The organism is Rhodovulum kholense, from assembly GCF_003053725.1.
Lineage (GTDB): Bacteria > Pseudomonadota > Alphaproteobacteria > Rhodobacterales > Rhodobacteraceae > Rhodovulum > Rhodovulum kholense.
Map to the genome: position 1 here is coordinate 87,801 of NZ_QAYC01000009.1, position 18,511 is coordinate 106,311.

Sequence of the window (18,511 nt, forward strand, 5' to 3'; positions counted from 1 at the left end):
AGCGCCGGGGCGCATGCAAGGCCGACTTCAGGCGAAGCCGGGCGCCAGCCGCATCGCGCCGGTCTCGATCCCGCGCCAGTTGAGGATCGGGCCGACCATCCGCTTCCGCGCGGCCGGATGGGCGGGGTCGAGCGCCCCCAGATGGACCAGAAGCCCGGCAATGGCGGCCTCGGCGGCGCGGGTGGCGCCATCCTCGATCTTGAGCGCGACGCCAAACCCGCGCTCGGGCAGGAAGGCCACAAACACGCCCTCGGCCCCGGTCTTGACCGCGACGCGGCCCTCCATCGCGCGCATCAGCTCGGTGCAGGCCCGGCCCTCGCCCGCGACCAGATCGGGATGACGGCGCATCGCCTCGCTCAGCCGTCCGGCGGCGCGGGACCGGGCGTCGCCCGCATCGGGCCGGGCGGCAGCAAAGACCGCCATCGCGCGGGCAAGCCCCGCGACCGTGGTGGCGAAGTTCGGCGCCGAACAGCCGTCGATGCCAAAGCCGGGGCTCGCCCTCCCGGTGGCCTCTTCGAAGGTCGCGCGGACCGCGCGCTGCACCGGATGGGCGGGATCGACATAGTCGGGCCCCGCGTGCAGGTGCCGGGCAAGGGTCAGAAAGCCCGCATGCTTGCCCGAACAGTTGTTGTGCAACTGGCAGGCGTGTTCGCCCGCGCGGATCATCCGGTCGCGCTCGTCGCGGTCGCGGGTCGGTTGCACGCCGCACAGCAGGTCGGCCTCGTTCAGACCCAGCCCGTCCAGCCAGGCCGCGACCTTGCCCACATGGAGCGGCGCCCCCTGATGCGAGGCGCAGGCCAGCGCCAGATGCTCGGACCCGAGACCGGCCGCGTCGGCCGCGCCGCTTTCGACCAGCGGCAGCGCCTGCACCATCTTGCAGGACGACCGGGGCAGGATCAGCGCCTCGGGATCGCCCCAGGCGGCCACAAGACCCGAGGCATCGCAAATCGCCGCATGGCCGCGATGGCAGGATTCGACCATGCCCCCACGCAGCAGCTCGACCATGGCGACGGCACCGGTCATTCCCTGCCTCCCATCCGGCCCGGGTCCGGCATCGTGTCCCTGCTCCCCTTCAAGTCCGATTGACTTTGTGCCATGAAGACTTTCATATCCCCGCGTGCCTAGGCTAGGCTGCGCATATCGAGTTCGGACCTGCCACGCCACTGGAAACGCTTCCCCAAAAGGCGGGCCGAGAGGCAAAGACAGCTGGAGGCTGTAAGACGATGACATCCCTTTTCCGAGCGGCCATCGCGGGCGGCGCTTTGGCGTTGGCGGTGACAGCGGCGCATGCGCAGGAAGAATCGACCAACAACGTGGCGGTCAAGACCGACTGGAACGTGTTCGTCGAGACCGATCCCACCGAATGCTGGAGCGTGTCGCCCCCCAAGAAGACGGTCAACACCCGCGACGGTCAGGTCGTGTCCGTGCGGCGGGGCGAGATCCTTCTGTTCGTGACCTTCCGCCCCGGCGACGGCATCGCGGGCGAAGTTTCGTTCTCGGGCGGCTATCCGTTCAAGCCCGGCTCGACCGTGGCGCTCAGCGTGGGCGACAGCAATTTCGACCTCTTCACCGAGGGAGAATGGGCCTGGCCGGCCTCGAAGGCCGACGATGCCAAGATCATCGAGGCGATGAAACGCGGCGCCGAGGCCGAACTGGTCGGCTTCTCGTCGCGGGGGACGAAGACCACCGACACTTTCTCGCTTTACGGCTTCACTGCCGCGATGGACGAGGCCGCGCGCCGCTGCTCGGGCAACTGAGCCGGACGCGCCGGATCGCAGGCCGCCAAGGCATCGCCCCGATGCCTTGGCGTTCGTGTGTCAGGCGCGGCGGCGGATGAGGCCGAAGGCCGCCAGTCCGGACAGGACCAGCGGCAGAGTCGCCGGCACCGGCACGGGCGCCGGATCCTCCGCCAGGACATAGCGATAAAGCCGCGTATAGGCGTCGAATTCGCCCTCGACCGCCTGCGGGTCGATCACCATCTCGACATACATCTCAAGGCCGCCATCGGCCAGCTCGCGGAGCGCAAGCCCCTCGGTTTCGAACCGGATGTCGCCCTCGAAGATCGGCAGCTGGAACAGCTCTTCGACATGGCCGGTCGCCAGATCGAGGCTGTAGACCGATTTCGTGCCGATATCGGTGGACAGGTACATCATCCCGTCCAGAACCTTGGCCCCCTGAACGCGCTTCAGCTCCTGATCCATCTGCAGCGTGCCGAGAAAGCTCCAGTCGGTGAGGTCGTAGACGTTGAGCGTGTCGCCCAGCGCCCATTCCTTGCCATAACCCAGCCCGGTCGCATGATCGATCGCCGTCCAGCTCGCGACATCGTCGCGCCGGTTGGTCGGATCGCCCAGCATTTCGTGAAGCTCGCCGGCATAGGCAAGCGTCGTGGCATCGAAGAAGGCCACATGCCCGTTCTGATAGTCGCCCTCGGCACTGTCGAGAGAAGCGTGAACGACCCCGTCCCTGATGTCGAAATCGCCGATATGGTCGAAGCCCCGATCGGCAAGCGCGGCCGGAATGCCGCTGACGACCTGCCCGGTTTCAAGATCGTAATGCCCGCTGGCCTCGATGAACTGCCAGTCTTCGGTGAACCGGGCGAGCCCGTATTGCCAGGAGGTGACCCATTCGTTGGCCGCGGCGTTCCAGGCGATGCCCTGGGTCATCTGAAGCCCGGTCTGGTTCTCGTCGAGGAAGGCATAATCGGCAAAGCTGTCGAGGGTCCAGCTTGCGGCATGAACCGAACCGGCCGCCAGAACGCCGGCGGCGGTGGTGAACAGAAGACGCATTCGTCTCTCCAAAATGTGAGCCCTGCCCGAGTGCGGGCGCCGCCAGCGTTAGGCGCGGCGCCTGACAATCTGGTAACGTTTTGTTAACCGGATTGTGACGCGATGCCGTTTCGCGGCGGCGCCCCCCCCGAGGCAAGCGCGACCCTTTCAAAACGGGCGCGACTCTGCTAAGGGGTACCGCTTTCCGAACAGGAGTCCTCCGATGTCCGCGCCCATCGTCCAGGATGTGCTGCCGCTGCCCCGCAAGCTGCCGGAAACCGACCGGGTCAATCTGGTCGGCCTGACCCGCCCGCGTCTGCGCGAGGCGCTGATCGCTGCCGGCACGCCCGAGGCGCAGGCCAAGATGCGGGCGAACCAGCTGTGGCAGTGGATCTACCAGAAGGGCGTACGCGACTTCGACGCGATGACCAATCTGGCCAAGGACTACCGCGCGCTGCTGAAGGACCATTTCGCGATCGAGGTACCCGAGATCGTCACCCGCTCGGTCTCGGCCGACGGCACCCGCAAATATCTGGTGCGGATCGCGGGCGGGCATGAGGTCGAGGTGGTCTACATCCCCGAGGACGGGCGCGGCACGCTGTGCATCTCGTCGCAGGTGGGCTGCACCCTGACCTGTACCTTCTGCCACACCGGCACCCAGCGGCTGGTGCGCAACCTGACCGCGGCCGAGATCGTGGGCCAGGTCATGCTGGCGCGCGACGATCTGGGCGAATGGCCGAAGCCCGGCCGCAATCCGAAGGACGAAACCCGGCTGATCTCGAACCTCGTGCTGATGGGCATGGGCGAGCCGCTTTACAATTTCGAGGCGGTGCGCGACGCGATGCTGATCGCGATGGATGGCGAGGGGATTTCGCTGTCGCGCCGCCGGATCACCCTGTCGACCTCGGGCGTGGTGCCGGAAATCGAGCGCGCGGGCCGCGAGATCGGTTGCATGCTGGCGATCAGCCTGCACGCGACCACCGACGAGCTGCGCAACAAGATCGTGCCGATCAACCGCAAATACCCTATCGCCCAGCTGTTCGAGGCGCTCCGGGCCTATCCCAAGCTGTCGAACTCGGAACGGATCACGTTCGAATACGTGATGCTGAAAGGCGTGAACGACAGCGATGCCGATGCCCGCCAGCTGGTCCGGCTGATTTCCGGCATTCCGGCCAAGATCAACCTGATCCCGTTCAACGAATGGCCCGGCGCGCCCTATCAGCGGTCGGACTGGGACCGGATCGAGGCCTTCGCCAACATCGTCTACAAGGCGGGCTACGCCAGCCCGATCCGCACCCCGCGGGGCGAGGACATCATGGCGGCCTGCGGACAGCTGAAATCGGCGACGGAACGCGCCCGCAAGAACCGCTTCCAGATCGCGGCCGAGGCCGGCCTGCCCGAGCCCGAACGCATCGTCCGCCGCCCCGACGCCCCCGACGTTCACTGAGCGCGAGGACCTGATCGCCTGCGCGGGCCGCCGGTTTGCGCAGCTTTCGGGTCGCGCGCCCCGGCCCGCCGCGCCAATCTGCCGGAAAGTGGCAGGAGGGCAACATGACAACCATCGCGGACCCGGCGGAGCGTCTGACCATGGGGCGGGCCGAATGGGCCATGCTTCTGGCCTTGTCCGTGCTGTGGGGCGGGTCGTTCCTGTTCGTGGGCATCGCCGTGGCCGAGCTGCCGACCCTGACGCTGGTCTGGCTGCGGGTGGCGCTGGCCGCGCTGGTGCTTTGGGCCGCGGTCGCGGTGACCGGACGGCCGTTGCCACGCTCGCCCGGAGTCTGGGCAGCCTTCCTCGGCATGGGGCTTCTGAACAATGTCATCCCGTTCAGCCTGATCGTGGCCGGACAGCACAGCATCGCCTCGGGGCTGGCCTCGATCCTCAATGCCACCACGCCGCTTTTCACCGTGGTGGTGGCAGGTCTTCTGCTGGCCGATGAGCGGCCGGGCGGGCTGAAGCTATGCGGGGTCGCGGCGGGGCTGGCCGGTGTGGCGGTGATGATCGGCCCCGACGCGCTGGCCGGTCTGGGCACGAATGCGCTGGCCCAGCTGGCGGTGCTGGGCGGCGCGCTGTCCTATGCCTGCGCGGCGGTGTTCGGGCGGCGGTTTCGGCGGATGGGGGTCGATCCACTGGTGACGGCGGCCGGGCAGGTCGGCGCCGCGACGCTGCTGCTAAGCCCGGCGATGCTGATCGCCGACCGGCCCTGGACGCTGCCGATGCCGGGCACTGCCACCTGCGCCGCCGTGCTGGGGCTGGCGGTGCTGTCGACCGCGCTGGCCTATCTGCTTTACTTCCGCATCCTCGCCCGCGCCGGGGCCACCAGCCTGTCGCTGGTGACCTTCCTGATCCCGGTCTCGGCGATCCTGCTGGGCGGGCTGGTTCTGGGCGAGCGGCTGGCCCCCACCGATTTCGCTGGCATGGCCTGCATCGCGCTGGGGCTTGCGGCGGTCGACGGCCGGCTGTTCCGGCGCTAGCGGGGCGGCGTCCAGCCCTCGATGATTGCAACCGCCTCTTCGGCGGTCTCGACGAAGGAGAACAACCGCAGGTCCTCATGGCTGATGGTCCCGGCTTCGGCCAGGGCCTCCCAGTTGATGACCGTCTCCCAGAAGCTGCGCCCGAACAGCAGGAACGGCACCGGGTCCATGCGCCGGGTCTGGATCAGGGTCAGCGCCTCGAACATCTCGTCCAGCGTGCCGAAGCCGCCGGGAAAGATCGCGATCGCCGCCGCGCGCAGCAGGAAGTGCATCTTGCGCATCGCGAAATAGTGGAAGTTGAAGCACAGCTCGGGCGTCACATAGGGGTTCGGCACCTGTTCATGCGGCAGCACGATGTTCAGCCCGATCGACACGCCCCCCGCATCGGCCGCGCCACGATTGCCGGCCTCCATCACCCCCGGCCCGCCGCCGGTCACGATCACATGGTCAAGCCGGTCGCCCTGCTGCCCCCGCAAGGTCATGCGCCGGGCGAATTCCCGCGCCTCGTCATAGTATTTCGACAGATCGGCCAGGGTTTGGGTCCGGGCGGTGTCGCGATGCGCGGGGTCGGGGATGCGGGCCCCGCCGAACAGCACGATGGTGCTTTCGATGCCGTAATCCCGCATCATCAGCTCGGGTTTCAGCAGTTCCAGCTGCACCCGGACCGCGCGCATCTCGTCGCGGCACAGGAACTCGGGATCGGCGAAGGCCAGGCGGTAGGAGGGCGAGCGGGCCTGCGCCGTGTCCGGGCTGTCCCGCGCGCTTTCGATGTCGCGGAGAGCGTCGCGGAGAGGGCGGCGGGCGTCGTCATGCATGGGGGATCTCGCTTGGATTGCGCGTTGGGCATCTTGCGTCTATAGCCTGACCGCCAACGAGACCAGAAACCTTTTGACGGGAGGTTACGCCCATGTCCAATGCCCAGCTCGAAACGGCCATCGAGGCCGCCTGGGAGGCCCGCGACACGATCACGTCCGCCACACGGGGCGAGACCCGCGAGGCCATCGAGGCCACGCTGGAGGCGCTGGACAAGGGCACGCTCCGCGTCGCCGAAAAGCAGGCCTCGGGCGACTGGCATGTCAACCAATGGGCCAAGAAGGCGGTGCTTCTGGGCTTCCGGATCAAGGACATGGAGTGCCATGAAGGCGGGCCGCAGGACGGTGGCTGGTGGGACAAGGTCGACAGCAAGTTCAAGGGCTGGGGCCAGGCCGACTGGCGCGCCGCGGGCTTTCGCGCGGTGCCGAACTGCGTGGTGCGCAAATCGGCCTATATCGCGCCCGGCGTGGTCCTGATGCCCTCCTTCGTGAACCTCGGCGCCTATGTCGACGAGGGCACCATGGTCGACACCTGGGCGACCGTCGGCTCCTGCGCCCAGATCGGCAAGGGCGTCCATCTCTCGGGCGGCGTCGGCATCGGCGGCGTACTCGAACCGATGCAGGCGGGCCCCACCATCATCGAGGACAACTGCTTCATCGGCGCCCGCTCCGAGGTGGTCGAGGGCTGCATCGTGCGCGAGGGCTCGGTCCTCGGCATGGGCGTCTTCATTGGCAAGTCGACCAAGATCGTCGACCGCGAGACCGGCGAGGTGATGTATGGCGAGGTGCCGCCCTATTCGGTCGTGGTCGCGGGCTCGATGCCCTCGAAAGGCGGCGTCAGCCTCTATTGCGCGGTGATCGTGAAACGCGTCGATGCGCAAACCCGGTCCAAGACCGGTATCAACGAGCTGCTGCGTGACTGAGAAACCCAGCAGCCGCCAGCAGGTCTACACCCTGCTGGTCGAGGTCGGGCGCAAGCTCGATGACGGCCTGCCCGACGGCGCCACCGGGGCCGGGCTGATGTGCTACGCCTCGGGCGTCGACGAGGCCGAGGCGGTGCGCGAAACGGTGGCCGTGCTGAAACAGGCGGGCCTCGCCCCGCTAGACGTGACCGGCTACGGCACCCTGGCCGAACGCCGCGACGAGGGCCACGAGATCGGCCCCGAGGAAGAGGCCCTGATGGCCCGCGCCCTGGCCGAGAACGCGGTCATCGTGGCCCAGATGGACCCCTTCTTCGACTAGAGCCGCCGATCCCCGAACAGCCCCGCGCCCCTCTTCTTCTTGGTCGAAATACCCCGGGGGCGCGGGGGCAGAGCCCCCGCCCCTGCCGCCTCAGCGCAACGCCTCGACCAGGAAAAGCGACAGCTGCGGCAGGCCCGCCACCACGGCAAGACCCAGAAGACTCGTCAGCAGGAAGGGCGCCGCCCCCCGCGCGATCTGCTCGATGGAGAGCCGGGTCACGTTGGCCGCCACATAAAGGTTGATGCCGACCGGCGGGGTGAAAAGCCCGATGGCCAGGTTGACCATCACTACCACCCCGAACCAGACCGGGTCCCAGCCCATCTCGCGCATCACCGGCAGAAAGATCGGCAGCGATATGAACATCACCGTGATCGCATCCATGAACATGCCCGCGACCAGCAGGATCACCATGATCGCCAGCAGGATGACCCATTGGTTGTCGCTCAGCCCCAGCAGCGCGCCGGAATAGGTGCCGACCAGATCCTCGACCGTCACCACCCAGCCGAAGAGCCCGGCATAGGCCACGACCAGCATCACCACCGCCGAGGATGCGGCGGCGTCGGCCAGCGCCTCGTAAAGCCCGCGAAGGGTCAGGGTCCGGTAGGCCAGCGCGCCGACGCCCAGCGCATAGACGGTGGCGACAAGTGCGGCCTCGGTCGGGGTGAAGACGCCCGAATAGATGCCGCCAAGAATGACAAGAGGCGTCAGAAGGCCCCAGAACGCCTCGCGGAAGGCGGCGGCCAGCCTCTGGCGGTAAGGCAGCCCGGCATGGGGCGTGGGGCTCAGCGCATCAAGCGCCTCGCGTCCGCCCCCGCGCCGCCCGGCGAAGGGCAGCGTCGCCAGCATCACCAGCCCCATGAACAGCCCCGGCAGCACGGCGGCGATGAAGAGCTGCGAGATCGAGGTCTCGGCGATCACCCCGTAGATCACAAGCCCGATCGAGGGCGGGATGACGATGGACAGCGCCGCCCCGGTGCAGACAAGGCCCGCCGCATAGGCACGGTCATAGCCGTCTTCCTCCATCCCCTTGACGATCATCGGCCCGATGGCCGCGACCGAGGCCGGGCCCGAACCGCTGACCGCGCCCCAGAACAGGCAGACCACGGTGCCGACGACCCCCATGCCGCCCGGCATCGACCCGATCAGCACCCGGAAGAAGCGGATCATCCGCTCGGCGATCCCGAGCGTGCCCATCAGCGTGCCCGCCAGGATGAAGAACGGGATCGCCAGCAGCGAGAACTTGGTGACGCCGGCCGCGATCAGATCGCCCGCCAGATCGAAGCCGAAGCCCATCTGTCCCATCGCGTAGAAGGCCGACAGCCCCAGCGAGAAGGCGACCGGCACCCGCAGCGCCATCAGCACAAAGAACAGGATCACCATCTCGGTGCCCGCGCCGAGACCGGGAAAGAGATCAAACATGGGGCGTCTCCGGCGACACCGTGCCCGAGGCGCCGCCCAGCGCCTCGCGGACATGCTGCAGATAGCGGATCAGGATCAGCGCAAAGCCGAAGGGCACCGCCGCCTGATAGTACCAGGCCGGGACGCCCAGCGCATAGGACCGCATCCCGTTGCCGTGCAGATTGACCAGCACATCCCAGGACACCCAGGCCGACAGCGCCAGCAGCAGCGCCGACAGCGCGGCTGCCAGCAAAAACATCGGCTTGCGCAGCACGGGCGGCAAGAGGTCCTGCACCAGCGTGACCGCCAGATGCTCGCCCCGCCGCGCGGCGATGGCCGCGCCGAAGACGGTCAGCAGCAGAAAGCCGTTGGTCAGCAGCTCTTCGCTGGCGGCCAGCGAATAATGGGTGCCGTAGCGCACCACGACATTGGCAAAGCCGATCGCCGTCATGCCCAGAAACAGCAGGGCGCAGACGATCTTCTCGGCCTCTCGAAGCAGGAAGCGCATGGGCGGGCCTACCGGAATGGACGAAACGCGGTCAGGCGCCGGGGTGGGGCCGCCTGTCGGCGACCCCGAGCCCCGGCGCCAGCGGGCTCAGTTGGTGCCGACGATGGCCGACTGGAACGCCTCGACGATCTCGGGGCCGACCTTCCCGGCCCATTTGTCGAAGGCGGGCTTGGTCGCGGCGCGGAACGCCTGCAGTTCCCCGGCGGTCGGTTCGTAGACCTCCATGCCCTTCTCGCGCAGGAACGCGATGCCCGACGCGGTCGCCTCGCGCGAGATCTGGCGTTGCCAGGCCATCGCCTCCACCGCGGCCTTGCGCATCTTCTCCTGGGTATCGGCGTCGAGACTGTCCCATTTCGCCTTCGACACGCCCAGGAAGACCGGATCGTAGGAATAATGCCAGGCGGTCAGGTATTTCTGCATCTCGTAGACCTGCTGCGGGATGATCACCGCGCCGATCGGGTTTTCCTGCCCGTCAACGACGCCCTGCTGCAGCGCGGTCAGCGTCTCGGACCATTGCATCTGGGTCGGGTTCGCGCCGAGCGCGTTCATCACGTCGATATACATCGGCCCCGATACCCGCATGTTGAGCCCCTTCATGTCCTCGGGCGATTTCACCGGGCGGACGTTGTTGGTGAGCTCGCGAAAGCCGTTCTCGCCCCAGGCTAGAACGACGATCCCCTTCTCCAGCAGGATCTTCGCCATCGTCTCGCCGGGCGCGCCCTGGGTCGTGGCGTCGACCTCGTCATAGGAGCTGTACAGATAGGGCAGCGAGAAGATCGCCATCTCGGGCACCAGAGGCGTCACGTTGATCGCCGAGGTCACCACGAGATCCAGCGCCCCGCGCCCGACCATCTCGGCCTGTTTCATCTGGTCGCCGCCCGAAAGCTGCGCATTGGGGAAGACCCGAACGGTCATCTCGCCATCCGTCGCCTCGGACAGCAGCTCGCCGAACTTCTCGGCGCCCTTGTGCCAGGTCGTGGTGTCGCCGACATTGTGCGACAGGCGCAGGGTCTCGGCCGAGGCCGTTCCCAGCATCAGCGCCCCCGCAATCAGGGCGGCCAGCGCCCGCCCTCCCAGTTTCGCAGCCTTCATGGTTCTCCTCCGTCTTTTTGCCCGGCCCTGTGGCGCGGTGCCCGATGGCGGGCCACAGGGACCCGCGGGCAACATCAAGACCAGAAGCCGGACCATGGCACAAGCCGTCAGACGCCCCGTCACGGTGCGGGGCCTTGCATCATGTCAGCACAGGACGCCCCGGCAGCGCCTCGGCGAGAGCTTGCCCGGACGGCGCGGCACCGATTGCCCCGGGCGGCATTTCCTGCAATCGAGGGGACAAGCACGACGCGGGTCCCCGCGCGCCCCACGCATCCGGAGGATCGGCATGCCCACATTCCGCACCCCCTGGCGCGGCGCCGCAGCGGCCTTTGCGCTGAACGGCTTCCTTCTCGGCGCCTGGGCCTCACGCGTGCCCGCCGTGGCCGAGCGTCATGGCCTGTCCGAGGCCGAGCTTGGCTTCATGATCCTGCTGATGGGGCTTGGGGCGCTGGTCTCCTTCCCGCTGGCCGGGCGCCTCAGCGACGCGCTGGGCGCGGTGCGCCTAACCCGGCGGATGGCCCCGGTCTATCTGCTGAGCCTCGTTCTCGCCGGTCTGGCCCCCAGCCCCCTGACGCTGGGCGCGGCGCTGGTCCTGTTCGGCGCGGCCCATGGCGCGATGGATGTGGCCATGAACGGCTGGGCCGCCGAGGTCGAACGCCAGATGGGCCGCTCGGTCATGTCCTCGATCCACGCGATGTGGAGCTTCGGCGCCGGGATCGGCGCGGCATCGGGGCTGGCGGCGGTCGGCCTCGGCCTGTCGGTCGGACTGCATTTCGCGCTGGCCGCCCTGGCCATCGGGGCCGCGATGGGCCCCTTCCTGTCGGTCCCCTGGACCTCGCGTATCGCCCCGCGCCGGGGCCGGGCGCCGGTCTTCGCGCTGCCCCGCGGGCCGCTGATCCTGGTCGGGCTGATCGCGCTGTCCTCGGGCTTCGGCGAGGGCGCCATGGTCGACTGGAGCGCGATCCTGCTGCGCGAGGGCATCGGCGCCACCGAGGCGCGCGCGGCGCTGGGCTATACGGTTTATTCGGCCAGCATGGTGGCGATGCGGCTTTGCGCCGACCGTCTGGTGGTCCGGCTCGGGCCGGGACCGGTCGCGCGGGCGGGCGGGCTGACGGCGGCGCTGGGCGTGGCGCTCGTCACCGGGCCGATGAGCTTTCCGCTGGCGCTGGCCGGGTTCGCGCTGATGGGGCTGGGGCTTGCGGTGCTGGTGCCTTTGGCCTTCAGCCGCGCCGCCGCCGACCCCGAGATCCCGCCCGGTCAGGCCATCGCCTCGGTCGCGACCATGGGCTACGGGTCGGTTCTGATGGGGCCGGCCCTGATCGGGCTGATCGCCGAGGCGACCTCGCTGCGGCTGGCCTTCATGCTGCTGGGGCTGGGCGCGCTTCTGGCCGCGACCCTTGCGCCGGTGCTCGGCGGCAAGGGGACCCGGCCCGTGGCGGCAACCCCCTAGGAGATCATGTCCTTCAGCCGGAAGTAGGCGCCCACCACCGGCAGGAACCAGGGCTTGCCGGTATTGAACGGGATCGGCGGCCAGTCGAGCCCGTTCAGCGGGTTGGTATCGTCCCGCCCCATCGCGATATCGGCCAGCGCCGCGCCGATCAGCGTCGACATCTGCGCGCCATGGCCGGAATAGCCCATGCCATAGATCATGCCGTCGGCCTGCCCGGCCCGCGGGAAGCGGTCCTTGGTCATGCCCACGAGCCCGCCCCAGCAATGGTCGATCTCGACCCGGGCCAGATCGGGGAAGATTGCCGCCATCGAGGCGCGCAGGATCTTGCCCGATTTCGCGTCCGAGCGCTGGTCGGACACCGCCGAGAACCGCGCCCGGCCGCCGAAGATCAGCCGGTTGTCGGGCGACAGTCGGAAATAGTTGCCGACATTCATCGAGGTCACGCAGGTCCGGTTGCCGGGCATGGCCCGCGCGGCTTCCTCGGTGCTCAGCGGCCGGGTCGCGACGATGTAGGACCCGACCGACAGGATGCGGCGCCGGAAATAGCCGAAGGTCCGGGGCGTGTAGGCGCCGGTCGCGAGGATCACCCGGTCGGCGGTCAGCGTGCCCTTGGGCGTCGTCACGGCCCAGCCCGTCACGCCCTTTTCGCGTGCCGTCACCGGCGCGCCTTCCCAGATGACCGCGCCGTGCCGCCGGGCGGCCTCGGCCAGCCCGGTCACATAGCGGCCCATGTGCATCATCGCCGATTTCGGAAAAAGCACCGCGCCGTGAAATGCCTCGGACCCGACCTCGCCCGCCAGATCGGCGCGTTCCAGCCATCGCGTCTCGGGGTCGACCTCGCGGTTGATCAGCTCGTAATTCGCCTTCAGCCCGTCCACATGGCCGGGCTTCGAGGCAAGCTTCAGCTTGCCCGACCAGCGGAAATCGCAGTCGATGCCCTCTTCCTGCGTGATCGCCTCGATCATCCGGATCGAGGCATCATAGGCCTTGTAAAGTCGGTGCGCGGCCTCGGCGCCCAGCGCCGCCTTGGCCTCGGCATAGCCATGGGCAACGCCGTTGTTCAGATGCCCGCCATTGCGCCCCGACCCGCCCGCGCCGACATGGGCGGCCTCGAGCAGCGCGACCCTGACGCCCGCCTTGGCCAGCTGCCGCGCCGCGTTCAGCCCGGTGAAGCCGCCGCCGATCACCGCCACGTCGAAACGCCCCGAGACCTTGTCGGGGCAGGCACCCGCAAAGCGCGGCGCGGTCTCGTGCCAGTACGAGGAATAGTCCATCGCCCGTCTCCGCCTAAAGCCCGACGACGCCGGCCAGCCCCGAGATGTCCTTGATCTCGGTATAGCCGTAATAGGGGTTCGCCGGTTCATGGCCGCGATTGACCCAGACCTTGTTGACGATGCCCAGATCATGCGCCGTCATCAGGTCGTAGCGGAAAGACGAGGACACATGCAGGATGTCCTCGGGCCCGACGCCGAGGCTGTCGAGCATGTATTCGAACCCGCGCATCCGGGGCTTGTAAGACCGGGCGTCCTCGGCGGTGAAGACATGGGCGAAGGGCGCGCCCAGCCGGGCCACGTTCTGGTGGATCTGCGCATTGTCGGCATTCGACAGGATCACCAGCGGAATTTCCTGCGCCACCTTCGAAAGCCCCGCCGGCACGTCGGGATGCGGGCCCCAGCTCGGCACCAGATCGTAGATCCTGGCGGCCTCGGCCGGGTCGAAGGGCAGACCGTTGGCCTTGCAGGTCCGCTCGACCGCATTATGGACGACCTCGGCATAGGGCTTCCAGGCGCCCAGCACCTCGTCCAGCCGGTAAGCCGCGAAATTCCTGATGAATTTCGCCAGTTTCCCGGGCGACAGACGGGGGCCCCAGATTTCGGTGGCGGCCTCGGCCATCGCGAAATGGATCAGCGTGCCGTGACAATCGAAGGTGATGTATTTCGGGCGGAAGGTCATGGGGGTCTCCGGTCAGTTCGGCCAGAGCATGCGCCCGCCGCCACGGAAGACCTTGCCGCCTTTGCCCGCAGGGGCGCATGAAATTGCGTATCACCCCCGGGCTGCGGCAGGTCGTGCCGCCAGAGCACCGAGAACGGCCGCATCGCGCGGGGCGCCCCGGGCATTCTGGGGACAGCGCCGCGGAGCCCCTGCCCCGCCCCACCCCGGAACCGGATCAAAGACCCCATGCCCCCCGAACTGATGCTTGCCCATCTCGTCGCCTTCCGCACCGTCGTCGGACGGCCGAACGGGGCGCTGATCGACTTCGTCCGCGACTATCTGATCGAGAACGGCGTGCCGTTTTCGGTGATCGCAGGCCCCGAGGGCGACCGGTTCAACCTCTTCGCCAGCATCGGCCCCGTGGGCGTGCCGGGCTATATCCTGTCGGGCCATGTCGATGTCGTCCCCGCGGGCGAGCCGGACTGGCGGGCCGATCCCTTCACCCTGCGCGAAGAGGCCGGACGGCTGATCGGGCGCGGCGCCTGCGACATGAAGGGGTTCGTCGCCGCCGTGCTGTCGGCGGTGCCCGATCTGGCCCGGCGCGAGCTGGCCGCGCCGATCCACATCGCGCTTTCCTATGACGAAGAGGCCGGCTGCCTTGGCGTGCCGCATCTGATCAAGCGACTGCCGACGCTTTGCGCGGCACCTCTGGGCTGTATCGTCGGCGAGCCGACCGGGCTGGTGCCGGTGCTGCGCCACAAGGGCAAGGCGACGATCCGGGTCTCGGCCGAAGGCATCTCGGGGCACAGCTCGCGCCCCGATCTGGGCTGCAACGCGATCCACCGGCTGATCCCGGTCCTGACCGCGGCCCGCGCGCAGTCGGCCGCGCTCGAGTCCGGGGCGCAGGACGCGCATTTCGCCCCGCCCTGGTCGACGCTGCAGGTCGGCACCGTTTCGGGCGGGCAGGCGGTCAATATCCTGCCGGCCGCGGCCGAGGCAATGATCGAGGCGCGCGCCATCGCGGGCGTCGATCCGCAGGGGTTGCTGGGCCCGGTCGTCGCGGCCGCGGGCGAGGGCGTGACGGTCGAGCTTCAGTCCACCTACCCCGCGCTCTCGCTTGACGAAACAAGCCCGCTGGCCGTGCTCGCCGCCGAACTCTCGGAAAATGCGCCGCTTTCCGCGGTCAGTTTCGGGACCGAGGCCGGGCTTTTCCAGGCGGCGGGGGTGCCATCGGTCGTCTGCGGCCCCGGCGACATCGCCCGTGCCCACAAGCCCGAGGAATATCTGACGGTGGATGAACTTCACGCCGCCCGGGCGATGGTGCTGCGGCTCGGCGACCGGCTTGGCGCCGTCTGAACGCAGCATATCGTGTCGCGCGGGCCGGGCGCATGACAGGAAAATGCCGCCCGGTCCGGCGATCCGGTGGCTTCTGCCGGGATCGCGCCCCTAGCCTTCGGGACAGGGGGCGCCCCGGCGACCGACCCGGCACCCGACCCGGCGCCCGAACGGATGGAGGTTCAATGATCCCGATCGTGCCTTTCGACGACAGCCATCTGGCGGATGGCGTGCGGCTCTCGCAGCAGGCGGGCTGGCCGCATCGGCGCGAGGACTGGGCGCTGGTCCTGTCGGTCTCGACCGGCGTGGCTGCGCTCGACGCCGAGGGCCGCGTCGTGGGCACCGCCTTCTGCTCCGCCTTCGGGGACCGCGCCGCGCTGAACATGATCATCGTCGATGCGGCGTTGCGCGGACAGGGGCTCGGCCGCCGTCTGATGGAGGCGGTGATCGCGCTTGCCGGCGACCGCGCGCTGTCGCTGGTCGCAACCCCCGAGGGCCGCCCGCTTTACGAAAAGCTGGGCTTTGCCGCCACCGGCGAGATCGTGCAGCATCAGGGCGAGGTGGTCCGCCATCTGCCGTCGCCGGGCCTGCCCGTGCGAACCGGGGGGACCGACGACCTCGACCGGATCGCCGCGATGGACCGGGCCGCGACCGGCGCCGACCGGCGCGCGCTGCTGACAAGGATCGCGGCCTCGGGCCAGATCCTGATGGCCGAGGGCGGCTTTGCGATGCTGCGCGCGTTCGGCCGGGGCACCGTTCTGGGCCCGCTTGCAGCCGACAGTCCGCTGACCGCCCGGGCGCTGATCGCGGCCGCCGCCCAGGGGATGCCCGGACGGTTCTTGCGGGTCGACACCCGGCCCGGCCTTGGCCTCGGGCCGCTTCTGAACGAAATCGGCCTGCCGCATGTGGGCGGCGGGACCGAAATGCACCGGGGCCCCGCCCCCCGGCGCGACGACAGTTTCACAACCTATGCCCTCGCCTCGCAGGCGCTGGGCTGAATTTCGGAGACCGCAGCCATGTTGTCGAATTCGCTGATCGAGCTCGATCGCGCGCATCTTGTCCACCCGGTCGCCTCATGGCAGGGCCACGAGGCGCGCGGCGTGCGTCTGCTGCAATCGGCCAAGGGCGCCACCGTCACCGATGCCGAAGGCCGCGAGCTGATCGACGGCTTTGCCGGGCTCTGGTGCGTGAACGCCGGTTACGGCCATGAAAGCATCGTCGAGGCCGCCGCCGAGCAGATGCGCCGCCTGCCCTATGCGACGGGCTATTTCGACCTCGGCGCCGAGGCTCCGATCCGGCTGGCCGCCGCCCTGGCCGAGCGCGCCCCGGGCGATCTGAACCATATCTACTTTGCCCTCGGCGGGTCGGATTCGGTCGACAGCACGATCCGCTTCGTCCGCTATTACTGGCATGCCAAGGGCCAGCCCGGCCGCGACCAGTTCATCTCGGTCGCCCAGGGCTATCACGGCTCGACCACGATGGGCGCGGGCCTGACCGCCCTGCCGTCCTTCCATACCGGATTTGGCGTGCCCTATGAGTGGCAGCACAAGATTTCGTCCCATTACAGCTACCGCAACCCGGTGGGCGACGACCCCGAGGCCATCACCGCCGCCTCGGTCGCCGAACTGAAGGCCAAGATCGAGGAAATCGGCCCCGAGCATGTCGCCGCCTTCTATGTCGAACCGATCCAGGGCTCGGGGGGCGTGCTGGTGCCGCCGCCGGGCTGGGTCAAGGCGATGCGCGAGACCTGCCGCGACTATGGGGTGCTTTTCGTCGCCGACGAGGTCATCACCGGCTTCGGCCGCACCGGCCCGCTGTTCGCCTGCGAGGACGAAGGGATCGTCCCCGACCTGATGACCACCGCCAAGGGGCTGACCTCGGGCTATGTGCCGATGGGCGCGGTCTTCATGGCCGATCATGTCTACGAGACCATCGCCGAGGGCGCGGGCGCGGCCGCCGTGGGCCATGGCTTCACCTATTCGGCGCATCCGGTCTCGGCCGCCGTCGCGCTCGAGGTGCTCAGGCTCTACGAGGACGGCGGCCTGCTGGAAAACGGCCGCAAGATGGGGGCGCGACTGATGGCGGGGCTGCAGGGCCTTGCCGATCACCCGCTGGTCGGCGACGTGCGCGGCCGGGGCATGCTGGCCGCCATCGAGATGGTGACCGACAAGGCCAAGAAGACCCCGGTTCCGGCCGAGTTGAACGCCGCGACCAGGCTTTTCGACCGTGCCTGGGACCAGGGCCTGGTAATCCGCGCCTTCGCCAACGGGATCTTCGGCTATGCGCCGCCGCTTTGCTGCACCGAGGCCGAGATAGACGCCATCGTCGAGCGCACCCGCAAGGTGCTGGACCTGACGCTGGACGATCCCGAGATCCGGCAGGCGATGGCCTGATGGCCTTTCTTCTGCTGTCCTACCCCGAACGCGGTGCCGTCTGGCGCCGCGTTTTTCATGAGGCGGGCGAGGATCTGTGGGTCGGCACGGACGAGGTCCGGGACGCGGCCGCCGTCACCCATCTGGCGTGCTGGCAGCCGCCGGACCTGTCCGCCTATCCCAGCCTGAGGGTGCTGCTGTCGGTGGGCGCGGGCGTCGACCACATGCCACCGCTGCCGCCGGGCGTGGCGCTGGTCCGCACCGTCGCGCCGGGGATCGACCGGATGGTGCGCGACTGGGTGGTGATGGCCACGCTGATGCTGCATCGCGATATGCCCACCTATCTGGAAGGCGCCCGGCAGGGCCGCTGGCAACAGCACCCGGTGCGGCTGGCCGCCTCGCGCCGGGTCGGCATCCTGGGACTGGGCCGGATCGGCCGGCTGGCCGCGGAAACTCTCGCGGGCCTCGGCTTCGAGGTCGCGGGCTGGAGCCGGTCCGGTACGCCCCTGCCGGGGATCGAGACCCATGGCGCGGCCGGGCTCGACGCCTTTCTTGCGCGCACCGACATCCTGATCTGCCTGCTGCCGCTGACCGGCAGCACCCGCGGCCTGCTGAACGCCGGTCTCTTCGCGAAACTGCCCCGGGGGGCGCATCTGGTCCATGCCGGGCGCGGGGCGCAACTTGACATGGCGGCGCTGTCGGACGCGCTCGATGCAGGCCGTCTGGCCTCGGCCATGCTCGACGTGACCGACCCCGAGCCGCTGCCCGCCGACCATCCCGCCTGGGCCGATCCACGGATCGTCATCACACCCCATGTCGCGGCCAACACCGATCCCGAGGAAGGCGCCCGCCATGCGCTGGCGGTGCTGAGCGCCTGGCGCGCGGGCCGGCCCCTGCCGGGCCTCGTCGATCCCGAGGCCGGATACTGAGCCGGACCGGGTCGCAACCGGATATGCCGCGTGGGGGGCGGATTCGGTAGTTTCTGCCGCGACGTCCGGATCTTTCGAATATTCCTCTCGCCCCCCGAACGGCACACTCGGGAAAGGCACAGGCGCTCCGGGACCGCGGAAGCCCTGAAATACAAGGGCGAAACGGCCCGGACCTTCCGGACGCGCCCTTGCAAAACGCCCCCG

Annotated in this window: 18 protein-coding genes; 10 read left to right on the forward strand and 8 right to left on the reverse strand. The window is 68.9% G+C overall.

The window, feature by feature from the left end; genetic code table 11:
- Positions 1 to 27: 27 nt before the first annotated feature.
- Positions 28 to 1,023, reverse strand: a complete 996-nt coding sequence (locus C8N38_RS12855) for an asparaginase (RefSeq protein WP_108027587.1) — start codon at positions 1,021 to 1,023, stop codon at positions 28 to 30.
- A 200-nt stretch (positions 1,024 to 1,223) separates the two neighbouring features.
- Here C8N38_RS12855 and C8N38_RS12860 point away from each other — a divergent pair, with 200 nt between their 5' ends.
- Positions 1,224 to 1,757, forward strand: a complete 534-nt coding sequence (locus tag C8N38_RS12860) for an invasion associated locus B family protein (RefSeq protein WP_108027588.1) — start codon at positions 1,224 to 1,226, stop codon at positions 1,755 to 1,757.
- Between the two features lie 60 nt (positions 1,758 to 1,817).
- Here the strand turns inward: C8N38_RS12860 and C8N38_RS12865 are convergent, their stop codons facing one another.
- Positions 1,818 to 2,786 (reverse strand): VPLPA-CTERM sorting domain-containing protein, encoded by a 969-nt coding sequence (locus C8N38_RS12865; RefSeq protein ID WP_108027589.1) that lies wholly within the window; start codon positions 2,784 to 2,786, stop codon positions 1,818 to 1,820.
- Between the two features lie 202 nt (positions 2,787 to 2,988).
- Here C8N38_RS12865 and rlmN point away from each other — a divergent pair, with 202 nt between their 5' ends.
- Together rlmN and C8N38_RS12875 are read left to right on the forward strand one after the other, a co-directional pair.
- Positions 2,989 to 4,212, forward strand: a complete 1,224-nt coding sequence (gene rlmN / locus C8N38_RS12870) for a dual-specificity RNA methyltransferase RlmN (RefSeq protein WP_108027590.1) — start codon at positions 2,989 to 2,991, stop codon at positions 4,210 to 4,212.
- A 104-nt stretch (positions 4,213 to 4,316) separates the two neighbouring features.
- Positions 4,317 to 5,237 carry a DMT family transporter gene (locus C8N38_RS12875; RefSeq protein WP_245895740.1) on the forward strand — a complete coding sequence of 307 codons (921 nt, stop codon included), beginning with the start codon at positions 4,317 to 4,319 and terminating at the stop codon, positions 5,235 to 5,237.
- Here C8N38_RS12875 and C8N38_RS12880 read toward each other — a convergent pair.
- Positions 5,234 to 6,052: an LOG family protein gene (locus C8N38_RS12880; protein WP_108027591.1), complete on the reverse strand. Its 819-nt coding sequence runs from the start codon at positions 6,050 to 6,052 to the stop codon at positions 5,234 to 5,236. The genes C8N38_RS12875 and C8N38_RS12880 overlap by 4 nt on opposite strands.
- 92 nt (positions 6,053 to 6,144) lie before the next feature.
- On the opposite strand from C8N38_RS12880, the gene dapD reads away from it, so the two are divergent.
- Positions 6,145 to 6,972, forward strand: a complete 828-nt coding sequence (gene dapD, locus C8N38_RS12885; RefSeq protein ID WP_108027592.1) for a 2,3,4,5-tetrahydropyridine-2,6-dicarboxylate N-succinyltransferase — start codon at positions 6,145 to 6,147, stop codon at positions 6,970 to 6,972.
- Positions 6,965 to 7,291 carry a hypothetical protein gene (locus tag C8N38_RS12890; RefSeq protein WP_245895741.1) on the forward strand — a complete coding sequence of 109 codons (327 nt, stop codon included), beginning with the start codon at positions 6,965 to 6,967 and terminating at the stop codon, positions 7,289 to 7,291. The genes dapD and C8N38_RS12890 overlap by 8 nt, the downstream gene beginning before the upstream one ends.
- Before the next feature lie 90 nt (positions 7,292 to 7,381).
- Here C8N38_RS12890 and C8N38_RS12895 read toward each other — a convergent pair whose 3' ends face one another.
- The 3 genes from C8N38_RS12895 to C8N38_RS12905 form a co-directional block, all read right to left on the reverse strand.
- Positions 7,382 to 8,710 carry a TRAP transporter large permease gene (locus C8N38_RS12895; RefSeq protein WP_108027593.1) on the reverse strand — a complete coding sequence of 443 codons (1,329 nt, stop codon included), beginning with the start codon at positions 8,708 to 8,710 and terminating at the stop codon, positions 7,382 to 7,384.
- Positions 8,703 to 9,197, reverse strand: a complete 495-nt coding sequence (locus C8N38_RS12900) for a TRAP transporter small permease (protein WP_108027594.1) — start codon at positions 9,195 to 9,197, stop codon at positions 8,703 to 8,705. The genes C8N38_RS12895 and C8N38_RS12900 overlap by 8 nt, the downstream gene beginning before the upstream one ends.
- Before the next feature lie 87 nt (positions 9,198 to 9,284).
- Complete coding sequence (locus C8N38_RS12905) at positions 9,285 to 10,289, reverse strand: DctP family TRAP transporter solute-binding subunit (protein WP_108027595.1); 1,005 nt, start codon at positions 10,287 to 10,289, stop codon at positions 9,285 to 9,287.
- 286 nt (positions 10,290 to 10,575) lie between these two features.
- Here C8N38_RS12905 and C8N38_RS12910 point away from each other — a divergent pair, with 286 nt between their 5' ends.
- On the forward strand, positions 10,576 to 11,739 hold the full coding sequence (locus tag C8N38_RS12910) for an MFS transporter (RefSeq protein ID WP_108027596.1): 1,164 nt from the start codon (positions 10,576 to 10,578) through the stop codon (positions 11,737 to 11,739).
- On the opposite strand, the gene C8N38_RS12915 is transcribed toward C8N38_RS12910, so the two are convergent.
- Both C8N38_RS12915 and C8N38_RS12920 read right to left on the reverse strand, forming a co-directional pair.
- A complete protein-coding gene (locus tag C8N38_RS12915; RefSeq protein ID WP_108027597.1) occupies positions 11,736 to 13,013 on the reverse strand; it encodes an NAD(P)/FAD-dependent oxidoreductase in 1,278 nt (425 codons plus the stop codon). The two genes, C8N38_RS12910 and C8N38_RS12915, sit on opposite strands and share 4 nt — an antisense overlap.
- Positions 13,014 to 13,026: 13 nt before the next feature.
- Complete coding sequence (locus C8N38_RS12920; protein WP_108027598.1) at positions 13,027 to 13,692, reverse strand: haloacid dehalogenase type II; 666 nt, start codon at positions 13,690 to 13,692, stop codon at positions 13,027 to 13,029.
- A 225-nt stretch (positions 13,693 to 13,917) separates the two neighbouring features.
- Here C8N38_RS12920 and argE point away from each other — a divergent pair, with 225 nt between their 5' ends.
- From argE to C8N38_RS12940, 4 genes are all read left to right on the forward strand, one after another.
- On the forward strand, positions 13,918 to 15,027 hold the full coding sequence (argE, locus tag C8N38_RS12925; protein ID WP_108027599.1) for an acetylornithine deacetylase: 1,110 nt from the start codon (positions 13,918 to 13,920) through the stop codon (positions 15,025 to 15,027).
- 164 nt (positions 15,028 to 15,191) lie between these two features.
- Complete coding sequence (locus C8N38_RS12930; protein ID WP_108027600.1) at positions 15,192 to 16,004, forward strand: GNAT family N-acetyltransferase; 813 nt, start codon at positions 15,192 to 15,194, stop codon at positions 16,002 to 16,004.
- A gap of 18 nt (positions 16,005 to 16,022) precedes the next feature.
- A complete protein-coding gene (locus tag C8N38_RS12935) occupies positions 16,023 to 17,399 on the forward strand; it encodes an aspartate aminotransferase family protein (RefSeq protein WP_108027601.1) in 1,377 nt (458 codons plus the stop codon).
- On the forward strand, positions 17,399 to 18,307 hold the full coding sequence (locus tag C8N38_RS12940; RefSeq protein WP_108027602.1) for a 2-hydroxyacid dehydrogenase: 909 nt from the start codon (positions 17,399 to 17,401) through the stop codon (positions 18,305 to 18,307). Before C8N38_RS12935 ends, C8N38_RS12940 begins: the two co-directional genes overlap by 1 nt.
- Positions 18,308 to 18,511 lie beyond the last annotated feature (204 nt).

Excerpts from the sequence above, each read along its gene's own strand:
- C8N38_RS12855 (WP_108027587.1), bottom strand. The coding sequence starts at position 1,023 with ATGACCGGTGCCGTCGCCATGGTCGAGCTGCTGCGTGGGGGCATGGTC.
- C8N38_RS12860 (WP_108027588.1), top strand. The coding sequence starts at position 1,224 with ATGACATCCCTTTTCCGAGCGGCCATCGCGGGCGGCGCTTTGGCGTTG.
- C8N38_RS12865 (WP_108027589.1), bottom strand. The coding sequence starts at position 2,786 with ATGCGTCTTCTGTTCACCACCGCCGCCGGCGTTCTGGCGGCCGGTTCG.
- rlmN (WP_108027590.1), top strand. The coding sequence starts at position 2,989 with ATGTCCGCGCCCATCGTCCAGGATGTGCTGCCGCTGCCCCGCAAGCTG.
- C8N38_RS12875 (WP_245895740.1), top strand. The coding sequence starts at position 4,317 with ATGACAACCATCGCGGACCCGGCGGAGCGTCTGACCATGGGGCGGGCC.
- C8N38_RS12880 (WP_108027591.1), bottom strand. The coding sequence starts at position 6,052 with ATGCATGACGACGCCCGCCGCCCTCTCCGCGACGCTCTCCGCGACATC.
- dapD (WP_108027592.1), top strand. The coding sequence starts at position 6,145 with ATGTCCAATGCCCAGCTCGAAACGGCCATCGAGGCCGCCTGGGAGGCC.
- C8N38_RS12895 (WP_108027593.1), bottom strand. The coding sequence starts at position 8,710 with ATGTTTGATCTCTTTCCCGGTCTCGGCGCGGGCACCGAGATGGTGATC.
- C8N38_RS12900 (WP_108027594.1), bottom strand. The coding sequence starts at position 9,197 with ATGCGCTTCCTGCTTCGAGAGGCCGAGAAGATCGTCTGCGCCCTGCTG.
- C8N38_RS12905 (WP_108027595.1), bottom strand. The coding sequence starts at position 10,289 with ATGAAGGCTGCGAAACTGGGAGGGCGGGCGCTGGCCGCCCTGATTGCG.
- C8N38_RS12910 (WP_108027596.1), top strand. The coding sequence starts at position 10,576 with ATGCCCACATTCCGCACCCCCTGGCGCGGCGCCGCAGCGGCCTTTGCG.
- C8N38_RS12915 (WP_108027597.1), bottom strand. The coding sequence starts at position 13,013 with ATGGACTATTCCTCGTACTGGCACGAGACCGCGCCGCGCTTTGCGGGT.
- C8N38_RS12920 (WP_108027598.1), bottom strand. The coding sequence starts at position 13,692 with ATGACCTTCCGCCCGAAATACATCACCTTCGATTGTCACGGCACGCTG.
- argE (WP_108027599.1), top strand. The coding sequence starts at position 13,918 with ATGCCCCCCGAACTGATGCTTGCCCATCTCGTCGCCTTCCGCACCGTC.
- C8N38_RS12930 (WP_108027600.1), top strand. The coding sequence starts at position 15,192 with ATGATCCCGATCGTGCCTTTCGACGACAGCCATCTGGCGGATGGCGTG.
- C8N38_RS12935 (WP_108027601.1), top strand. The coding sequence starts at position 16,023 with ATGTTGTCGAATTCGCTGATCGAGCTCGATCGCGCGCATCTTGTCCAC.
- C8N38_RS12940 (WP_108027602.1), top strand. The coding sequence starts at position 17,399 with ATGGCCTTTCTTCTGCTGTCCTACCCCGAACGCGGTGCCGTCTGGCGC.